At 33.9% G+C, this 15,760-nt stretch carries 18 protein-coding genes and 1 tRNA gene; 11 read left to right on the top strand and 8 right to left on the bottom strand.

The genetic code is table 11. From position 1 onward, the window contains the following. Window positions 1–46 precede the first annotated feature (46 nt). The 5 genes from ABDJ34_RS09005 (at window position 47) to ABDJ34_RS08985 (ending at window position 4,125) form a co-directional block, all read left to right on the top strand. Window positions 47–400 carry a YkvA family protein gene (locus ABDJ34_RS09005; protein ID WP_412702131.1) on the top strand — a complete coding sequence of 118 codons (354 nt, stop codon included), beginning with the start codon at window positions 47–49 and terminating at the stop codon, window positions 398–400. A gap of 408 nt (window positions 401–808) precedes the next feature. Beyond that, complete coding sequence (locus ABDJ34_RS09000; protein ID WP_094203206.1) at window positions 809–1,591, top strand: ABC transporter ATP-binding protein; 783 nt, start codon at window positions 809–811, stop codon at window positions 1,589–1,591. 47 nt (window positions 1,592–1,638) lie between these two features. Continuing rightward, on the top strand, window positions 1,639–2,760 hold the full coding sequence (locus tag ABDJ34_RS08995; RefSeq protein WP_154272905.1) for an ABC transporter substrate-binding protein: 1,122 nt from the start codon (window positions 1,639–1,641) through the stop codon (window positions 2,758–2,760). A gap of 9 nt (window positions 2,761–2,769) precedes the next feature. Continuing rightward, a complete protein-coding gene (locus ABDJ34_RS08990) occupies window positions 2,770–3,528 on the top strand; it encodes an ABC transporter permease (RefSeq protein WP_094205122.1) in 759 nt (252 codons plus the stop codon). A 57-nt stretch (window positions 3,529–3,585) separates the two neighbouring features. Then, a complete protein-coding gene (locus ABDJ34_RS08985; protein ID WP_110058264.1) occupies window positions 3,586–4,125 on the top strand; it encodes an isochorismatase family protein in 540 nt (179 codons plus the stop codon). Window positions 4,126–4,169: 44 nt separating this feature from the next. On the opposite strand, the gene ABDJ34_RS08980 is transcribed toward ABDJ34_RS08985, so the two are convergent. Then, the gene (locus ABDJ34_RS08980; protein ID WP_412702130.1) at window positions 4,170–5,318 is read right to left on the bottom strand and encodes a CD0519/CD1768 family membrane protein; all 1,149 of its coding nucleotides are present in this window, start codon (window positions 5,316–5,318) and stop codon (window positions 4,170–4,172) included. Between the two features lie 59 nt (window positions 5,319–5,377). Beyond that, a complete protein-coding gene (locus tag ABDJ34_RS08975) occupies window positions 5,378–6,154 on the bottom strand; it encodes a TraX family protein (RefSeq protein ID WP_412702129.1) in 777 nt (258 codons plus the stop codon). A gap of 82 nt (window positions 6,155–6,236) precedes the next feature. Here ABDJ34_RS08975 and ABDJ34_RS08970 point away from each other — a divergent pair, with 82 nt between their 5' ends. Further along, entirely contained in the window at window positions 6,237–6,575 is a 339-nt protein-coding gene (locus ABDJ34_RS08970; RefSeq protein WP_412702128.1) for an arsenic metallochaperone ArsD family protein, read from the top strand. A 72-nt stretch (window positions 6,576–6,647) separates the two neighbouring features. Here ABDJ34_RS08970 and ABDJ34_RS08965 read toward each other — a convergent pair whose 3' ends face one another. Continuing rightward, entirely contained in the window at window positions 6,648–7,337 is a 690-nt protein-coding gene (locus tag ABDJ34_RS08965; RefSeq protein WP_412702127.1) for a gamma-glutamyl-gamma-aminobutyrate hydrolase family protein, read from the bottom strand. Window positions 7,338–7,435: 98 nt separating this feature from the next. On the opposite strand from ABDJ34_RS08965, the gene ABDJ34_RS08960 reads away from it, so the two are divergent. Further along, a tRNA-Ser gene (locus ABDJ34_RS08960) sits at window positions 7,436–7,525 on the top strand. 62 nt (window positions 7,526–7,587) lie between these two features. Here the strand turns inward: ABDJ34_RS08960 and ABDJ34_RS08955 are convergent. The 5 genes from ABDJ34_RS08955 to ABDJ34_RS08935 all read right to left on the bottom strand — a co-directional run bounded on the left by ABDJ34_RS08955 (window position 7,588) and on the right by ABDJ34_RS08935 (window position 12,200). Next, on the bottom strand, window positions 7,588–8,499 hold the full coding sequence (locus tag ABDJ34_RS08955) for a DMT family transporter (RefSeq protein WP_412702126.1): 912 nt from the start codon (window positions 8,497–8,499) through the stop codon (window positions 7,588–7,590). Window positions 8,500–8,632: 133 nt separating this feature from the next. Further along, a complete protein-coding gene (gene msrB / locus ABDJ34_RS08950; RefSeq protein WP_412702125.1) occupies window positions 8,633–9,577 on the bottom strand; it encodes a peptide-methionine (R)-S-oxide reductase MsrB in 945 nt (314 codons plus the stop codon). 95 nt (window positions 9,578–9,672) lie between these two features. Next, window positions 9,673–11,070: a radical SAM protein gene (locus ABDJ34_RS08945; RefSeq protein WP_412702124.1), complete on the bottom strand. Its 1,398-nt coding sequence runs from the start codon at window positions 11,068–11,070 to the stop codon at window positions 9,673–9,675. A 150-nt stretch (window positions 11,071–11,220) separates the two neighbouring features. Next, a complete protein-coding gene (locus tag ABDJ34_RS08940) occupies window positions 11,221–11,778 on the bottom strand; it encodes a TetR/AcrR family transcriptional regulator (RefSeq protein ID WP_412702123.1) in 558 nt (185 codons plus the stop codon). A 95-nt stretch (window positions 11,779–11,873) separates the two neighbouring features. After that, window positions 11,874–12,200, bottom strand: coding sequence for a carboxymuconolactone decarboxylase family protein (locus ABDJ34_RS08935; RefSeq protein WP_094207977.1), 327 nt, complete (start codon window positions 12,198–12,200; stop codon window positions 11,874–11,876). Between the two features lie 181 nt (window positions 12,201–12,381). Here ABDJ34_RS08935 and ABDJ34_RS08930 point away from each other — a divergent pair, with 181 nt between their 5' ends. From ABDJ34_RS08930 to ABDJ34_RS08915, 4 genes are all read left to right on the top strand, one after another. Next, a complete protein-coding gene (locus ABDJ34_RS08930) occupies window positions 12,382–13,335 on the top strand; it encodes a phosphate ABC transporter substrate-binding protein (RefSeq protein WP_412702122.1) in 954 nt (317 codons plus the stop codon). A gap of 62 nt (window positions 13,336–13,397) precedes the next feature. Continuing rightward, on the top strand, window positions 13,398–14,264 hold the full coding sequence (gene pstC / locus ABDJ34_RS08925) for a phosphate ABC transporter permease subunit PstC (RefSeq protein ID WP_412702121.1): 867 nt from the start codon (window positions 13,398–13,400) through the stop codon (window positions 14,262–14,264). Then, entirely contained in the window at window positions 14,251–15,102 is an 852-nt protein-coding gene (locus ABDJ34_RS08920) for a PstA family ABC transporter permease (protein ID WP_412702120.1), read from the top strand. Before pstC ends, ABDJ34_RS08920 begins: the two co-directional genes overlap by 14 nt. After that, the gene (locus ABDJ34_RS08915; protein ID WP_412702119.1) at window positions 15,080–15,757 is read left to right on the top strand and encodes a phosphate ABC transporter ATP-binding protein; all 678 of its coding nucleotides are present in this window, start codon (window positions 15,080–15,082) and stop codon (window positions 15,755–15,757) included. The genes ABDJ34_RS08920 and ABDJ34_RS08915 overlap by 23 nt, the downstream gene beginning before the upstream one ends. The last annotated feature ends 3 nt before the right edge of the window (window positions 15,758–15,760 follow it).

Below are 15,760 nucleotides of genomic sequence, written 5' to 3'. Positions count from 1 at the left end.
ACGATATATTGTGCAATGTATGGTATAATATATTTGAGGTGAGTTAATGATTAAAAAATTATTAGGATTGAAGAACGAAATACCAACATTGTGGTATGCATTTTTTAATAAACAAACACCATTATTGTCGAAAATAGTATTGGCATTGTCAGTGCTTTATGTAGTAAGCCCTGTGGATTTCGTGCCAGATTTCGTCGCTGGATTGGGAATATTGGATGATTTAATCCTCGCTCCATCATTAATGATGGTCGCAAAGAAATTCATCCCTGAAGACATAATCGACACCAGTGAAGAAAAAGCAGAGCAACTAAACTCCAAACTAAAAATAGTTGGAATTGTCGCAGGAGTAGGGATACTACTATTGATAAGCTTTTTGATTTACAAAAATGTGGTGAAATAGTTATTGAAATTTTAAATAAATAAAGCATAATTTGAAACAAAAATAGATTCATAAGTTATTTTAAGCTGCAGATATTCATTATCTGTGGCTTTTTTTCATGTGTATAAGCAAGAAAAACGATAAATTTATGTAAAAATATTAAGGAATATTTATTGTGATTTTAAATAAATGATGAAAAATATAGCGAAAAATCCTAGAAAAATAGGAAGTTAATTTATAAATATAAGTAAAATTCTGAATTTAGTGGCAATAATTTCAATTTTAGGTATTTTAATAAAATAGAAATGATAAATAATTTATAGGCTAGATTTATAAATGATTTTATGAAAAGATGACAAATCATTGAAACGTGATAGACTAGATAAGTAAATTTATAAGATAGAAAAATATTTATCAAGCAGGTGCTAAATGAGTTATATTACTGTAGAAAATTTGGGATTTTCTTACGAGAATAATTCTAGGAAGATTTTGGAAGGATTAAATTTAGAGGTTGATTCTGGAGAATTTGTGTGCATTTTGGGAAAATCAGGATGTGGCAAGAGTACTCTTCTTAGACTTTTATCTGGTTTGGAGATGCCTACATATGGATCTATAAAATTAAATGACACAGAAATCAAAGAGGCAGGACTTGATAGGGCTGTAGTATTTCAAGATTATGGATTATTTCCATGGTTTAGTGCTGGTGATAATATCTCGTTGGCATTGAAACAAAAATATCCAGACAAATCAAAGTCTGAAATCAAAAACATGGCAATGGAAGCTTTGAAAAGTGTTGGCTTGGAAGAAGATATTTACTACAAACTTCCTAAGGAACTTTCAGGTGGTATGCAACAAAGGTGTGCGATTGCACAAGCTTTTTCACTTGATTCTCCAGTGCTTTTGATGGATGAACCATTTGGAGCTATTGATGCTGTTACTAGGGCGAATCTTCAGGATTTAATTATTAATCTATATAATAATGAAGATCAGAAGAAAACCGTGTTTTTTGTAACGCATGATGTTGACGAGGCTATTTTGTTGGCAAACAGAATTGTAGTTTTGGGACAATCTCCCAGCAAGATTATTTTTGATTTGAAGTTGGATAAGTCTACTGTTATGACTAGGGAAAATCAATTCAACGATAAGAAAACTATTGAGCTTAGGAATCTTTTGATTAAAAAGATTAATGAGGATATTTCAAATAAATTATAGTAGACTATTGATTTAGTTTATTTAAATAAAATTTTATGGGGGTACTTATGAAAAAGAAATTATTGATTGTAATGAGTCTTATTTGTTGCTTAGTATTTGCTTCATGTTCTAATAACAACGATAAAAAAGACAATGAAACACAAAATAAGACAGAAGAAAAGAAGGAAGAAACTTCAAAGGATTCTTCTTCTAATGATAAGAAGGAAGAAACTGTAGTTAAATGGAATTACGGAACAAGTGGTAATGTATTGGTAACTATAGCTGAACAAAAAGGTTTCTTCAAGGACGAAGGAATCAAAATTGAACCTGTATTTGCTACAGAAAATGCTGATGCGTTATCTCTTTTAGCATCAGACAAGGTTGATGTTGTATCAAATGCCGGTACTTCAAATCCACTTCAACAAATTTCAGCTGGTGTAGATTTGACAATTTTCGGTGGTCATATGTTAAATGGTGCAATGCCAGTTATCGCTAAAAAAGGAACTAAATGGAATGGAATAACTGATTTAGTTGGTAAGAAAGCTGCAATCAATCCACAATACTACGCATTTACTGGTGCATTGATGGATGCAGGAGTAAAAGATCCATTGAAGGAAGTTGATTGGGTACAAATCACAAAATACAATGATGCAATGGCAGCTGTTGTTAGAGGAGATGTTGATTACGCACTTTTAGGAACTCAACAAAACCAAGCAGTTAAAAACATGAAAGACATTGAAGTGGTTACTTACCAAAGTGATGTAATGCCTAACTATTCTTGTTGTAGATTGGTAGCTAAGACAAAATATATCAACGAAAATCCAGACACTGTTAAGGCTATTTTAAGAGCTTTAATCAGAGCACAACAATATTATGAAAGCAACAAACAAGAAGCTGTTCATATGTTAGCAAAACAAATTAAAGCTGACGATGCATTTGTAGCAGCTTACATGCTTGACGAACACTATGATGTTCACATTGACCCATTGAAAAAAGGTGTTATTAGAGCTTGGGATATTTTGGACAAGACTAATTTCTTAGATGCTAAAGCTAAAACAATTAACATTGAAGACAAAATCAATACAGATTTGTACAAACAAGCTTTAGAAGAAACTAAAGAAAAATACGGAAAAGAAGATCCTAAATTCTACGAAAGCTTAGAAAAATTCTTTGAAGAAAACGACAAATAGAGGTTTGTTTTGGATAAGGTAAAGGAGTTTATTCGAAAATATTGGATTACTGTGTTGATTTTCGTGTCATTAATAGTTGTGTATATATTTTTGACAGATAATCACATGGTCAATCCATACCTTTTTCCGAGTAAAGAATCGATAGCTCAAGCATTTCACGAAGACAAATCAGTTTTATTGATTAATATGTTTTCATCATTCGGTTTAATGATTCCGTCCATCGTTTTATCGTTGATAATTGCGATAGGATTGGGAACATTGCTGGGAATGAGCGAAAGGTTAAGAGAAATTTTACATCCTGTAATATATGCTTTTAGTGTTATTCCATCGATTTTATTGTCACCATTTGTGTTGATGTTAGCGCCAAATTTGTGGTCCGCTTCATTGTTTTTGATAATTTATGGAACGGTGTGGACTACGATTTTCGCGACAATCACTGGAATAATGACAATTGACAAAAGATATTTGGACAAGGCGAAGACGTTAGAAATCAAAGGATTTGATAAACTTGTAAAAGTTATTCTTCCAGCAGCAAGTCCTTCAATCTTGGCAGGGTTTGTAAGTTCGTTGAGAAGTACATTTGTAATGTTAGTTTACGCAGAAATGTACGGCTCCAAATACGGAATGGGATTTTTCGTAAAAAAATACACTGATTTTGGATTGTTTAATCATGCTTGGGTAGGATTTATATTTTTGGTTATAGTTTTAGTTGTTGTAATGCAAATATTTGAACTAATCAAAAAAAGAATTCTAAGCTGGACAATTTAAATCAAAGCGCGCTGTGTGGCGTGCTTTTTTTATGGTATGATAGTTTTGAGGTGAGATATGGAAAAGTTTAATGTGAACAAAGACGATATGATAATTTTGTTGATTGATTTGCAAGAAAAATTGGTGCCTGTTCTTCACGACAATGAATACGTGCTTAATCACACGAAGGCTGTGTTGGAGATGGCAAGAATTTACGACATTCCTGTGATTACGACACGTCAATATCCGAAAGGACTTGGAGATACTGTAGAATGTTTGAAAGAATACGAAACGAAGGTGTTCGACAAGGTAGATTTTACTGCAAAGCTTGATGATGTTATGAATGAAATCGAAAAAACTGGAAGAAAACAAATCGTGGTTGTCGGAGCGGAAACTCACATTTGTGTCTACCAAACGATACGTGATTTGATTGACGAATATAAAATGATTGTGCTTGAAGATTGCGTTACAAGCAGACGTGTTGAAAATAAAATGAATGCTATCCAAAATTTTAGAGAGATGGACTGTTTGGTAATCAATTCTGAAACGTTGATTTTCGATATTTTGAAGAGGGCGGGAAGTCCTGAGTTTAAAACTTTGTCCAAACTAATCAAATAAAAAAACAAATCCAACTTTACTTTTCAAGGCAAAGTTGGATTTTTTTATCCTAACAATAAATACAAGAAATGTGCGCTGATTCCAGCTGCGATTCCTCCAATTGTGTGAGACAGAATTGCTTTTGGTGCGAGTTTTCTGGCGTTTAATGTGTCCATCATTCCAACATGTGTGGACAAATATCCTGACCAGCACATTCCAAGCGCTGTGAAAACTGCGATATCATTTCCAGTGATTAAATTTTTCTCCAATAATTTTGGAACGAGTCCAAGCGCTGCTCCGACACTTCCCAAAGCTGTAAGAGGAAATGCAATGCATTCTGATGAGGTGAACCCAAACAATGGTTTCAAAATGGGATTTAGAACTGCTCCAAGTTTTGGAATCAAACCGACTCCTTCGTAGGCTGCTCCAGTGTAGATTACGGTTCCATTTTCAACAGTTCCAGTTGATGTGAGTATCATAACCAATGTGCAAATCACAACTACTCCAGGAATAATATCCATCCCAGCTTGTACACCGGATTTTCCGCCCTCAAGCATTGAATTCAAAATTCTTTCCATCAAAGTCAAATCTTCTTTTTCTTTGATCGTTTGTTCTTCTTCAAATTCCACTTGTTCATCAGTATCGGCGTAGAATTTTTTCGTGAAATGCATCATAATTCTTACGGAAACCACAGAACCCACGACTGCTCCCAAAACTCCAAGGGATGCCGCCTTGAAAAATTCCGTACCATTTCCAAGTGAAGACATAAAAGTCCACACGATAAATCCCATCCCGAACGATGTTCCCAAATTGCACAACGTAGGAAGCTGATAATTTTTGAAATATTTGGCAAATCCTTTGTCCTTTGCAAGTCCAATGATTGCCGGATTATCCGACAAGAACGTCGTCAATATTCCAAGCGCCGCCGCTCCAGGCAAATTGTAAAGTGGTTTCATTATAGGACTGATGATTTTGTTGATTAGCGCAATAACTCCAAATTCGCTTAGAAGCTTGGACAACGCACCTGTTAAAACTGCGATTGCCATTATGAAAAACACAGTGTTAAGCAGCAAATCGTGCGCTGTTTTCATCAAAGTATTGAACATATTGCCAAGACCCATAACTTTTGCAATGTAGCCGAAAAGTCCGAAAACGACAGCGATTGTCACAAAAGATTCCAGCGAAATTTCACTTTGTTTTTTAGTTTTTTTCATAAAATTCTCCATTAAAAGTATAATATATAATTCTAATGTATTTCAGCTTAAAATTCAAACTATAAAATGAAATCACGAACGAAACTTATCAATAACAAATGGGCTGGATAGAAAATGTAGAATGCCCATTTGTTGATGTTGCCTTTTTTGCCGTTGTAAAAGTGAATGATAGGAATCGACAAATACACGAACAAATACATATACGCTTCGAAAAAATAGCCAAACAATATCGCTATGTAAGTGTTTCTTCTGGAAGATGAGCCCAAATACAATAAGAACACCGCTAGAATTCCAAGCATAGAATAATCTGTGTGGTAGTAATTGGCAATTACACAGAATATGGCTACGGAAATTAGCTTAAAAATCGCCTTTACTAAATTTGATTGGTCAAATTTATCGATTTTTTCTACGACAAATATAAGACATGCAGAAAGTGCCAACGTGAAGAACACATTTTGGTGATAAAAATCAAACATTTCACCACTAATCGCCAAATCAAAAGGAATTTCCGAAATAATCGCAAAGGAAAACAACCTTATTATGTATTTTTCTACGCTTCTAGTTAGAAACATTCCATTTACAATCAGAAATGCGAAAATCGGAAACGCAATTCTTCCGATAAAAAGCAATAACGCTCCTACTGTGACTCTCCAATCAGATGATGTGAGTGTCATCGTAGGATAAATGTTGAATTTTTGAAGCATATTGCATTGTACAATGTGACTGATAAGCATGGATATACAGGCGATTACTTTAAGTCCAGAACTTGATATTCCCTTATCTCTGTGCCAAATATCCAAATAATTTTTCCTTTGGGTTTCAGTTAAAAGTTGCATGATAATCTCCTTGAATTTGTTACAACTATTTTATCACAAATAAAGCACATTATTATCTGATATAATTATAATAGGTGATAGTATGAAAATGATGATTTTTGAGAACAAAGTAGACGAGAATAATTTGTTCGAAAATGAAATGGATAATAGAAATTCTGTTATGTTGTCATTTTTCTTGGAGAAATTAAGAACAAAGAAGGTAGTTGTCGACAGATTCAAATTAAACAAGAATCCCGAAATGTTCGAACAGCAGGGTATTTCACAGAAAATTGATGACGGAATGAAACTTCCAATCACAGTTGTAGATGGAAAAGTTGTGCTTTCAGGAAGATATCCAAAAAGCTACGAAATATTGGATTTCCTTCACATAGACAGAAATATTTTCAACCAAGCTTATGTCAACGATAAGCGTAAATTCTGATAAGATTTGTTCCTAAGTTTTAGGAAAACAAAAAAACCTGTGACAATCACAGGTTTACATAATTTATTGAATCTATTTTATTGAATCCAAAAACATTTTGACAATTTCGTGTCCTTGAGCCAAAGTATCCAGCGCCATTTCGGGATGGTATTGCACTCCCAAGAAGAACTTCTTGTCATTAACGTAAGCCGCTTCCACTATATCATCAGAAGATTTTTGCAATACTTCTAATTCATCAGCCACATCTTTGATTGCTTGATGATGAAGGCTATTCACATAAAATCTGTCGCCAAATTTTTCTTTGAACATTCCATAATTTGTAACTTCGTGAACCAAATCATTGTATGGTTTGTCTTGAGAGTGAATGATGGAGATGTCCTTTTGTTTTTTCAAATCCTGATACAAAGTTCCGCCCAAATACACATTCATTATTTGTAGTCCGCGACAAATTCCCAATGTTGGAATGTCCTTTTTGTAGCAAATATCCATCAAATTAAACTCCAATTCATCACGTACATATGATGAAATTCCACATTCCAAAATCTTGTCTTCGTTGTAATATGATGGAGCTACATCAAGTCCTCCTGTAAACACGATTCCGTCCAATCTGTCGACGATTTCTTCCAGGAATTTCCTATCGGAATTGAAAGGAAGAATCACTGCGTAAGCTCCATTTCTTTCGATAAGTTCAATGTATTTTCTAAGCATAAAAAGTCTGTTTTCTGCCACATCGTAAAGTGGTGTAAGTCCTATTATTTTCATATTTCCTCCAATTATATTTCAATATTATTATATCAAAGATAAAACAAAAACACATTTTTTGATTAAATCAACAAAAGTGCTATAATATTATTATATTTGGAGAAATATCGAAGTGGTCATAACGGGGCGCACTCGAAATGCGTTTGGGATTATTTCCCACGTGGGTTCGAATCCCACTTTCTCCGCCAAAACAAAGACAGATAGCTGTAATTAGCTATCTGTTTTTTAATTGGTACTTAAAAAGTACTATTTATTGTGCAGTTATTGTGTTCTTTTTCAAGAACGATAGTTTTGTCTCGCTGACAAGAATTGCTGCGAATATGAATACAAATCCGATTACTGAGAAAACTGTCAATGATTCGATTCCGATAAGTACAGGAATTAAAATTCCGAATATTGATTCAAATCCCAAAATAATTGCAGCAGTGGATGGGTTTGTGTATTTTTGTCCGATGTTTTGAAGTAAAAGTGCAACGGCAGTACACATTACAGCTAAGTACAATAATTCCATCACAGATCTTGAAGTTACGACAAGATTTGAATTGTCTTCTACTACAATTGTAGTTATCCAAGATAACACAGCCGCCATTATAAATTGCAATATCGTCATAACGATAGGATCACGACCTCTTGCAAGGGCGCTTACTGCGATGATGTGCGATGCGAACAACAATCCGCTAAGTAAAGCTAGTAAATCTCCAAGCCATGCCAACGGATTATCCACGTGAGCGCTCGATCCCGAAAGCGATATGAAAAATATTCCCGTTATACACAAAGCCGCCGCCGACAAATTGTATCTGTCTGGTCTTTGTTTGAATACAATCCAACCCAAAAACGGAACGATTACGCAATAAGATGCAGATAAGAATCCGCTTCTACCAGGATCTGCGAATTTTACCCCCAAAGTTTGTGATGAATACGCCATGAACAAAAATATTCCTATCAAAAGTCCGTTTTTTATGTCGTCATATTTTGCTTGGCGAAGCCTCTTCCAGAAAATGATTGATAATAAAATAGCTGCCAACGTAAATCTTATAGCCAAAATAAAGTTGGGATTGAATGTTTTGGAAGATTGCTTAACCACAGTCAAAGAACTTCCCCAAAGGATAGCTACTATTAATAACGCTAATTTAGCAAGTAAATTTGATTTCTTTTTATCCATTTTTTCCTCCTCTTATTTAATTTCAGATATATTATCCCAGTTTTCGTATGATTTGTAAACACCTAAAAAGCCCAATAAATTAATTTGCACACAAAAAAAAGGAGGAACGAAATCCTCCTTGTGATTTTCTTTTTTATACGAACGGAATATATTGTGAATATCCTTCTTCTTCCATTTTTTCTAATGGGACAAATCTCAAACTTGCACCGTTGATGCAATACCTAAGACCGCCTTTTTCACTAGGACCATCGTCAAAAACATGACCCAAATGACTGTCAGCGTGTTTGCTTCTAACTTCAGTTCTAACTCTGGATAATTTGTGATCATCGGAATAATTTACAGAACTTGACGTAATAGTTTTCGTAAATGATGGCCAACCACAGCCCGCATCGTATTTGTCCTTAGAAGAAAATAATGGCTCACCACTTACGATGTCGACGTAGATTCCTCTTTCATCAAAATCATTATAAGAAGATGTGTGAGGGCGTTCAGTCGCTTCGTTTTGAGTAACTCTGTAGCTCACATCAGAGAGATTTTGTTTCAATTCTTCATCGGACATTTTCTTGTATTCAGTCGTATCCAAATCCTCATCAAAAGCATTCAGATTGATGTGACAATATCCACCAGGATTTTTGTCCAAATAATCTTGGTGATAATCTTCTGCCAACACAAAATTTTCTAATTTTTCAACCAAAACAGTGAGCTTTTCATCGTATTTTGATTGAATGTAATTCACAACGGAATTTATTATTTCCAAATCTTTTTCATCTTCGTAGAAAATTCCCGTTCTGTATTGTTCGCCAACATCGTTTCCTTGCTTATTCACAGAAATTGGATTGATAATTCTGAAATAATGAAGTAAAATTTCAGCCAAATCCAACCTGTTTTTATCATAGACAATTCTCACTGTTTCTGCGTGATGAGTTTGTTTAACTTTTCTGTAGTCGGTGTCTGTTCCTTCGCCATTTGCATAGCCTGTGTCAGTGTCAATGACGCCTTGTAATTTTTTGAAATAAGCTTCCACTCCCCAAAAACATCCACCAGCCAAATAAATCGTACTTTTTTCAATAAATCTCATATTACACCTCTTACAAAATTATACCCAGTTAAATATTTTTTATTCAAAAAAATTTGGCATACAAAAAGCAGCTTATTAAAAGCTGCTCATTGAAATTATTTTGATTTCATTGTTTCTTGGCGATTCATTGTGTGATATGAACCTTTGAATCTTTCCTTCTTAGGACTCTTGTCCCAGATTTCTTCTGCTTCAGATTCCCAGTTTTTCGCATATTCATCGCAGTTACCACAAAGTGAATCTACAGTTTGCTTAGATTCCAAATCAGTAGATTTTGCATCAGTGCTATGAACCATTTCTCTAAGTTCGTTTGGATTTTCAAGCATTGGGCAAGGCATCAACATATTATCGTTGAATGGTTGACCGTCGTGATATTTTGTAAATAGGGGAGCTCTCAAACAATCCAACAAAGATTTTTCCCTGATATTAGAATCGCTGTAGTGAATGAAAACACAAGGTTCTACATCGCCGGATGCATTAATGTGAAGATATCTTCTTCCACCTGCAATACAGCCACCAACATATTCAGCATCGTTTTGGAAATCCAATGCGAATAATGGTTTTTCAGCTCTGTATTTTCTTAGTCTTTCGATAGTTTGTTTTCTTTGTTCAGGAGTAGGTAGTAAATCAGTTACAGCAGCATTTCCAACTGGCATATAGTGGAAGTACCATACAAAATACGCCCCTAACTCTATTAGGTAATCGTAGTATTCTTCGCTTGTAATTGAATCAAAGTTTTGTGAAGTATAGCAACAAGAAATACCGTAAATCAAATGACGTTCTTGTAGCATCTTCATTGCTTTGATTACTTTTTTATAAACACCTTCTCCACGTCTACCGTCAGTTGCTTCTTCAAAACCTTCAAGTGAAATCGCAGGAATGAAATTGCCAACTCTTTGCATTTCGTCTACGAAATCTTCGTCAATTAAAGTTGCATTAGTAAATGATAAGAATACACAGTCGTTGTGTTTTTCACACAATTTAATCAAATCATCTTTACGCACAAGAGGCTCACCGCCTGTGTATATGTACATATAAGTTCCCAATTCTTTTCCTTGAGTGATTATAGAATCAATCTCATCATAGCTTAAATTTTGTTTGTAGCCGTATTCAGCAGCCCAACATCCAGTACATTTTAAGTTACATGCAGATGTAGGATCCAACAAAATTGCCCATGGGATATTACAATTGTATTCTTCTCTGTATTTTTGTTGAGTTTGCCATCCCAAAACAGACGCATTCATAAAAAAGTTATACGCTACTTTTTTTATTTGTTTTTTGTCAACTTCTTGGAAAATTTTCATCACAAAACTATGGTAAGGGTGATTTTCGTCTTCAAAAACTTCCCTTATAATTTTAATTTGAGGCGAAAAATCTCCGTGAGAAAGGTTTTCTGCCCATTCGACTAATTGTACTCCTCTTTTTTGAGGATCCTTTGCAACGTAATCGAATACCTTATCAAATCCATATCTTTTTCCAGCTTCTAGAATTTTCATATAACCACCTTTTCATATATTAAAATTTTTAGAACTATCCTATTAGATATATATCTTAACTTCATTCTATCTCAAACGTTAATCAAAGTCTTTGGACAAAACTACATATTTGCCTAAAATTCTAACAAAAATGACAAAAAATCTAACAAATTAACTCATTTTACTCCTAGTTAATGAAGATTTAACGGTATCTTTTAATAAAAATCCTATCCTTTTAATCTTCTCTTCGATATCCTCATCCATTCCCGAATTCAGCCATCTGATAATTAAATCCGTAATCGCACTTTGGAAGAATTTAATAATAATCTCCTTGTCATCCTTCTTCGCATGAATCTCCTTGTCCACATTTTCTACGTAAGTTCTCATAATTTGTCCTGATTTAGTGTACAAATAATCAGACAGAGTTTTTCTGGAAATAGAATTGTAAATGTGGAAAATCGCGGTTTTGTTATCAATAGCAAACTGCATTTCTTCGATAAAACTATCCTCCCAAGAAATATTATCCGATTCATTCAACACTCTTTTCAATCTTATCTCAAAAATCGTGTCTATGATTTGATTCAAATCTTTGAAATGATAATAAATAGTGTTTCTGTTGATTCCACATTCTTCAGCTAGTTTTCCCACCGTAATTTTATTCAGAGGCATCCTGTTTAGAAGATTGATTAAATTTTCCATTATCATTTTCTTCGTGTAATCCGCGTTCATAAACTCCCCCTTTTAACATAATCATATTCCAAATCCAGAAAAATTTCCACCAAAAAAAAACTAGCTGCAAATAGCTTGCAGCTAGTCAATCGTAATTATTTTAATAATTCTTCAGCTAATTGTAATGCCTTTCCAGCGAAAGTTTTTGATGGGCCGCCACCCATAGCAACACATACACCAATCATTTCTGAAATTTCTTCCATTGTACATCCTGCTTCTACGCAACCTGTAGTGTGATGAACGATACATCCTTCGCATTTTACAGTAATTGCAATTGCAAGAGCTATCAATTCTTTTTCCTTCAAAGATAATTTTCCGTCTTTAAAAACAGTACCACATAAATCTGAGAAATTTTCAGTTACTCCTGGCAAATTTTCTCTAAATAATTTTGATTGTTGAGCCAATACTTCTTTACTATCCATAAATTACCTCCTATTTTTTAGACAATTTGCATTGCCTTGTTAATATAATCTTATCAAATACGACGTACAAAATCTTAATTATAGGATATTACAATAAATGAGGGTGGATTTATAGCGTTTTCATATAAATAAAAATAAAGTCTATGTGATATAATATAACTATAAAATTTAGGAGGGTAATATGAAAAAGCTTTACAAATTATTAGTTTTAATGATGGTTATGGCGATAGGATTCACAGGTTGTGCCAATAATTCTGATAAGACTAATTCTAATGAAAAAACAGAAGAAAAAACTGAATCGAAAGAATCAAAAGAAGATTCAAAAGCAAAGGAAAATTACGAAATAAGCTTTAGCGGTTCATCCACTTTAGCACCTGTTATCAGTAAGATTTCAACTACATTTATTGAAAAAAACGTAACTTGGGATAAGGTTGATTCTTCGTTGCCAGACAAGAATATAACAATTTATGTGTCTGCTGGTGGATCTGGTGCAGGGGTCAAGGCTGTGTTGGACAACGTTGCAAACTTCGGAATGTTAGCACGTGAAGTAAAAGACAAGGAAAAAGAAAAAGTTAAAGATTACAAGGAATACAACTTGGGATTAGACGCATTGACACTTTCTGTTAATCCTAAAAATAACGTAATTGCAGCAAAACAAGGTAACTTAACTAAGGAAGAAATTGTAAAGATTTTCTCTGGTGAATACAAAAAATGGAGCGATGTTGATCCATCACTTCCACAAGAAGATATCGTAGTTGTAACTCGTGATTTGAGCGGTGGTGCACACGAAGTATTCCAAAAGAAAGTTATGAAAGATGTAAAAGTTAGACAAGATGCAATCCAAGCACCAACAATGGGAGCTTTGGTTTCTAAGATTATCGAAAATCCAAATGCAATAGGATACGCATCTTATGGTATTGCAAATCAAAATAAAGGCAAACTAATTCCTTTGAAAGTTGATGGAGTTGAACCTACTGAAGAAAATATTCTGAACAAAAAATATTACATTTCAAGACCTTTAATAATTATGAAGAGTGGCGATTTGACAAAAACAGAACAACTTTTCATCGATTATTTAAATTCAAAAGAAGGAAAGCAAACTATCAAAGATATGGGATTCATTCCTAACAAATAAATTCAAAAGCAAAGTGATATCACTTTGCTTTTTGTACATAATAACAAAGTTGAGGGGTAGTTATGAGAACAAAAAACAAAATATTTCAAACTTTGGTGTATGCATTTGCCTTCTTTTCCATAGCTATATTGGCGATTTTAATTGGATTTATGTTCAAAGAATCACTTCCTTTTTTTAAACAATACAGTGTGAATAAGTTTTTGTTCGGGAATTTGTGGGATTCGATGGATGGAAGTTTCGGAGCTTTCAATATAATTCTTGCAAGTTTTTACATTGCGTTGTTGGCGTGCGTATTTTCGTTTCCAATTAGCTACGGATTGTCACTAATGATTGTGTTTTACACGAATGAAAAAGTGAAAACTTTGGTGAGTTGGATAATCAGAATTCTTGCGGGAATTCCTTCGATTATTTACGGGTTTTTCGGATTGTTTGTAATCGTGAAATTTTTCGAGAAGAGTTTTAAAATGGCAGCTGGAGAATCAGTCGTTGCAGGAAGTGTCATATTATCCATAATGATTTTGCCGTATTTTGTGGAAGTGTTGACTGAAACTTTTGAAAAGATTAAACAAAAATACAAAAGACAATCGGACTGTTTTGGAATTAGCAAGGAATATTTCATCAGAAAAATCGTACTCAAACAAAGTCTAAGAAGTGCATTCAGTGGTTTCGTACTTGCATTTTCAAGAGCGATAGGAGAGACGATGGCAGTGATGATGGTGATAGGAAACGCGCCGATATTTCCGAAATTTTTCTCGAAAGCAGAGACTATCGCTTCATTAATTGCGCTGGAAGTGGGAATGAGTGAAGCGGGAAGTTTGCACTATCATGCGCTTTATGCAAGTTCATTCGTGCTTTTGGTTTTCGTAATTATACTTGATGTAATACTTTTTGTGACTAGAAAAAGGACTGATAATTATGACGAAGTTTAAGGATTTTTTGATTAAATTGTGGGTGTACTTATCATTTGCAGTAGTGTTTTTCTTCGTGTTCAAGATTTTTTATTTTTTAATATCAAAAGGGATATCGTCTGTTAATATGGAGTTTCTGACACAAAATCCTCAAGGACTTCCATTAGGAACTACGGGTGGAATAAAATCCAGCATAATTGGATCTTTTTGGTTGATGATAATATCAATGGGAATTTCCACATTATTGGGTGTTTTTTGCGCGATTTACAGAGTTTTTTATTGCAAATCAGAAATCTTGAAATCAGTGATTTCGCTAATAATACAATGCATCGCATCCATTCCTTCCATAATAATTGGTATGTTTGTGTATGGATTTTTCATAGTAACACTTAACATATCCAAAAGTTTACTCACAGCATCAATCGCACTTTCGTTGATTGTGTTTCCATTTGTAGAAGTGAACATCGAAAAATCCATCATGGAAATCAATAAAAACACAATCAAAGACAGCTTTTCACTTGGAATTGACAAGACATATATGATAAGAAAACTAGTAATGCCAATGATTTCTAGAAATATCATCACGATTTCACTATTGGCAGGAAGTTATGCGATAGGAGCGACAGCACCACTTCTACTCACAGGAGCGGTGTTCATGAATAATTCCGTTGGATTGTTCAAACCAGTAACAGCGCTGCCTTTTCATTTGCACATGCTACTTAGCCAATCAATCGCAATCGAAAAAGCGTACGCAACGGCATTGGTGCTTATAATGATATTGATAATTCTACACATACTAGCTTATGTGGTGCTAGTATTTTCAGGAGGTAAAATAGTTGAGCATATTACAAATAAATAACCTAGAAATATCCTACAAAGAAAAAAATATATTGAGAAATGTGAATTTGACCGTTGAAGAAAACGAAATAATCAGCATAATGGGAAATTCTGGAACTGGTAAATCGACATTTTTATCGTGTTTAAATAGGTTTTTGACAGAAAATGGCGGACAATATTCGGGAGAAATATTATTCGATGGCACAGACATCTCACAATACAAACTAATCGATTTGAGAAGACAAATCTCAATGCTATTTCAAGATTCCACAGTGTTTGACATGTCTATCGAAAAAAATCTCACATATACATTGGAATATTTTTTAGGCAAAAATTACGACAAAAATACAAAAATAGAACAAATACTCAAGAGCGTAAACTTGTACGAAGAATTAAAAGACAATCTGAAAATGAATGCCAACAAACTATCTGGAGGACAAAAACAAAGACTTTGCATAGCCAGAATGCTCACAACAAATCCTAAAATATTGATATTTGATGAGCCTTGCTCATCATTGGATTTGCAAAACACATTGGCAATAGAAAATCTGTTGAAAAACTTGTCACAAAACTACACCATCATAATTTCAACACATAACACTGATCAAGCACAAAGAATTTCAGATAGGATTTTGTTCATTGAAGATAAAAAACTGGTTGAACACAATGAAATATAACAA

The organism is Finegoldia dalianensis (genome assembly GCF_046255015.1).
In the GTDB taxonomy this organism is placed as follows: domain Bacteria; phylum Bacillota; class Clostridia; order Tissierellales; family Peptoniphilaceae; genus Finegoldia; species Finegoldia magna.
This window is presented reverse-complemented; position numbering and strand designations above follow the sequence as displayed.

Excerpts from the sequence above, each read along its gene's own strand:
- ABDJ34_RS08935 (WP_094207977.1), bottom strand. The coding sequence starts at position 12,200 with ATGGATAGTAAAGAAGTATTGGCTCAACAATCAAAATTATTTAGAGAA.
- ABDJ34_RS08940 (WP_412702123.1), bottom strand. The coding sequence starts at position 11,778 with ATGAACGCGGATTACACGAAGAAAATGATAATGGAAAATTTAATCAAT.
- ABDJ34_RS09005 (WP_412702131.1), top strand. The coding sequence starts at position 47 with ATGATTAAAAAATTATTAGGATTGAAGAACGAAATACCAACATTGTGG.
- ABDJ34_RS09000 (WP_094203206.1), top strand. The coding sequence starts at position 809 with ATGAGTTATATTACTGTAGAAAATTTGGGATTTTCTTACGAGAATAAT.
- ABDJ34_RS08930 (WP_412702122.1), top strand. The coding sequence starts at position 12,382 with ATGAAAAAGCTTTACAAATTATTAGTTTTAATGATGGTTATGGCGATA.
- ABDJ34_RS08980 (WP_412702130.1), bottom strand. The coding sequence starts at position 5,318 with ATGAAAAAAACTAAAAAACAAAGTGAAATTTCGCTGGAATCTTTTGTG.
- ABDJ34_RS08945 (WP_412702124.1), bottom strand. The coding sequence starts at position 11,070 with ATGAAAATTCTAGAAGCTGGAAAAAGATATGGATTTGATAAGGTATTC.
- ABDJ34_RS08965 (WP_412702127.1), bottom strand. The coding sequence starts at position 7,337 with ATGAAAATAATAGGACTTACACCACTTTACGATGTGGCAGAAAACAGA.
- ABDJ34_RS08975 (WP_412702129.1), bottom strand. The coding sequence starts at position 6,154 with ATGCAACTTTTAACTGAAACCCAAAGGAAAAATTATTTGGATATTTGG.
- ABDJ34_RS08920 (WP_412702120.1), top strand. The coding sequence starts at position 14,251 with ATGACGAAGTTTAAGGATTTTTTGATTAAATTGTGGGTGTACTTATCA.
- ABDJ34_RS08995 (WP_154272905.1), top strand. The coding sequence starts at position 1,639 with ATGAAAAAGAAATTATTGATTGTAATGAGTCTTATTTGTTGCTTAGTA.
- pstC (WP_412702121.1), top strand. The coding sequence starts at position 13,398 with ATGAGAACAAAAAACAAAATATTTCAAACTTTGGTGTATGCATTTGCC.
- ABDJ34_RS08955 (WP_412702126.1), bottom strand. The coding sequence starts at position 8,499 with ATGGATAAAAAGAAATCAAATTTACTTGCTAAATTAGCGTTATTAATA.
- ABDJ34_RS08970 (WP_412702128.1), top strand. The coding sequence starts at position 6,237 with ATGAAAATGATGATTTTTGAGAACAAAGTAGACGAGAATAATTTGTTC.
- msrB (WP_412702125.1), bottom strand. The coding sequence starts at position 9,577 with ATGAGATTTATTGAAAAAAGTACGATTTATTTGGCTGGTGGATGTTTT.
- ABDJ34_RS08985 (WP_110058264.1), top strand. The coding sequence starts at position 3,586 with ATGGAAAAGTTTAATGTGAACAAAGACGATATGATAATTTTGTTGATT.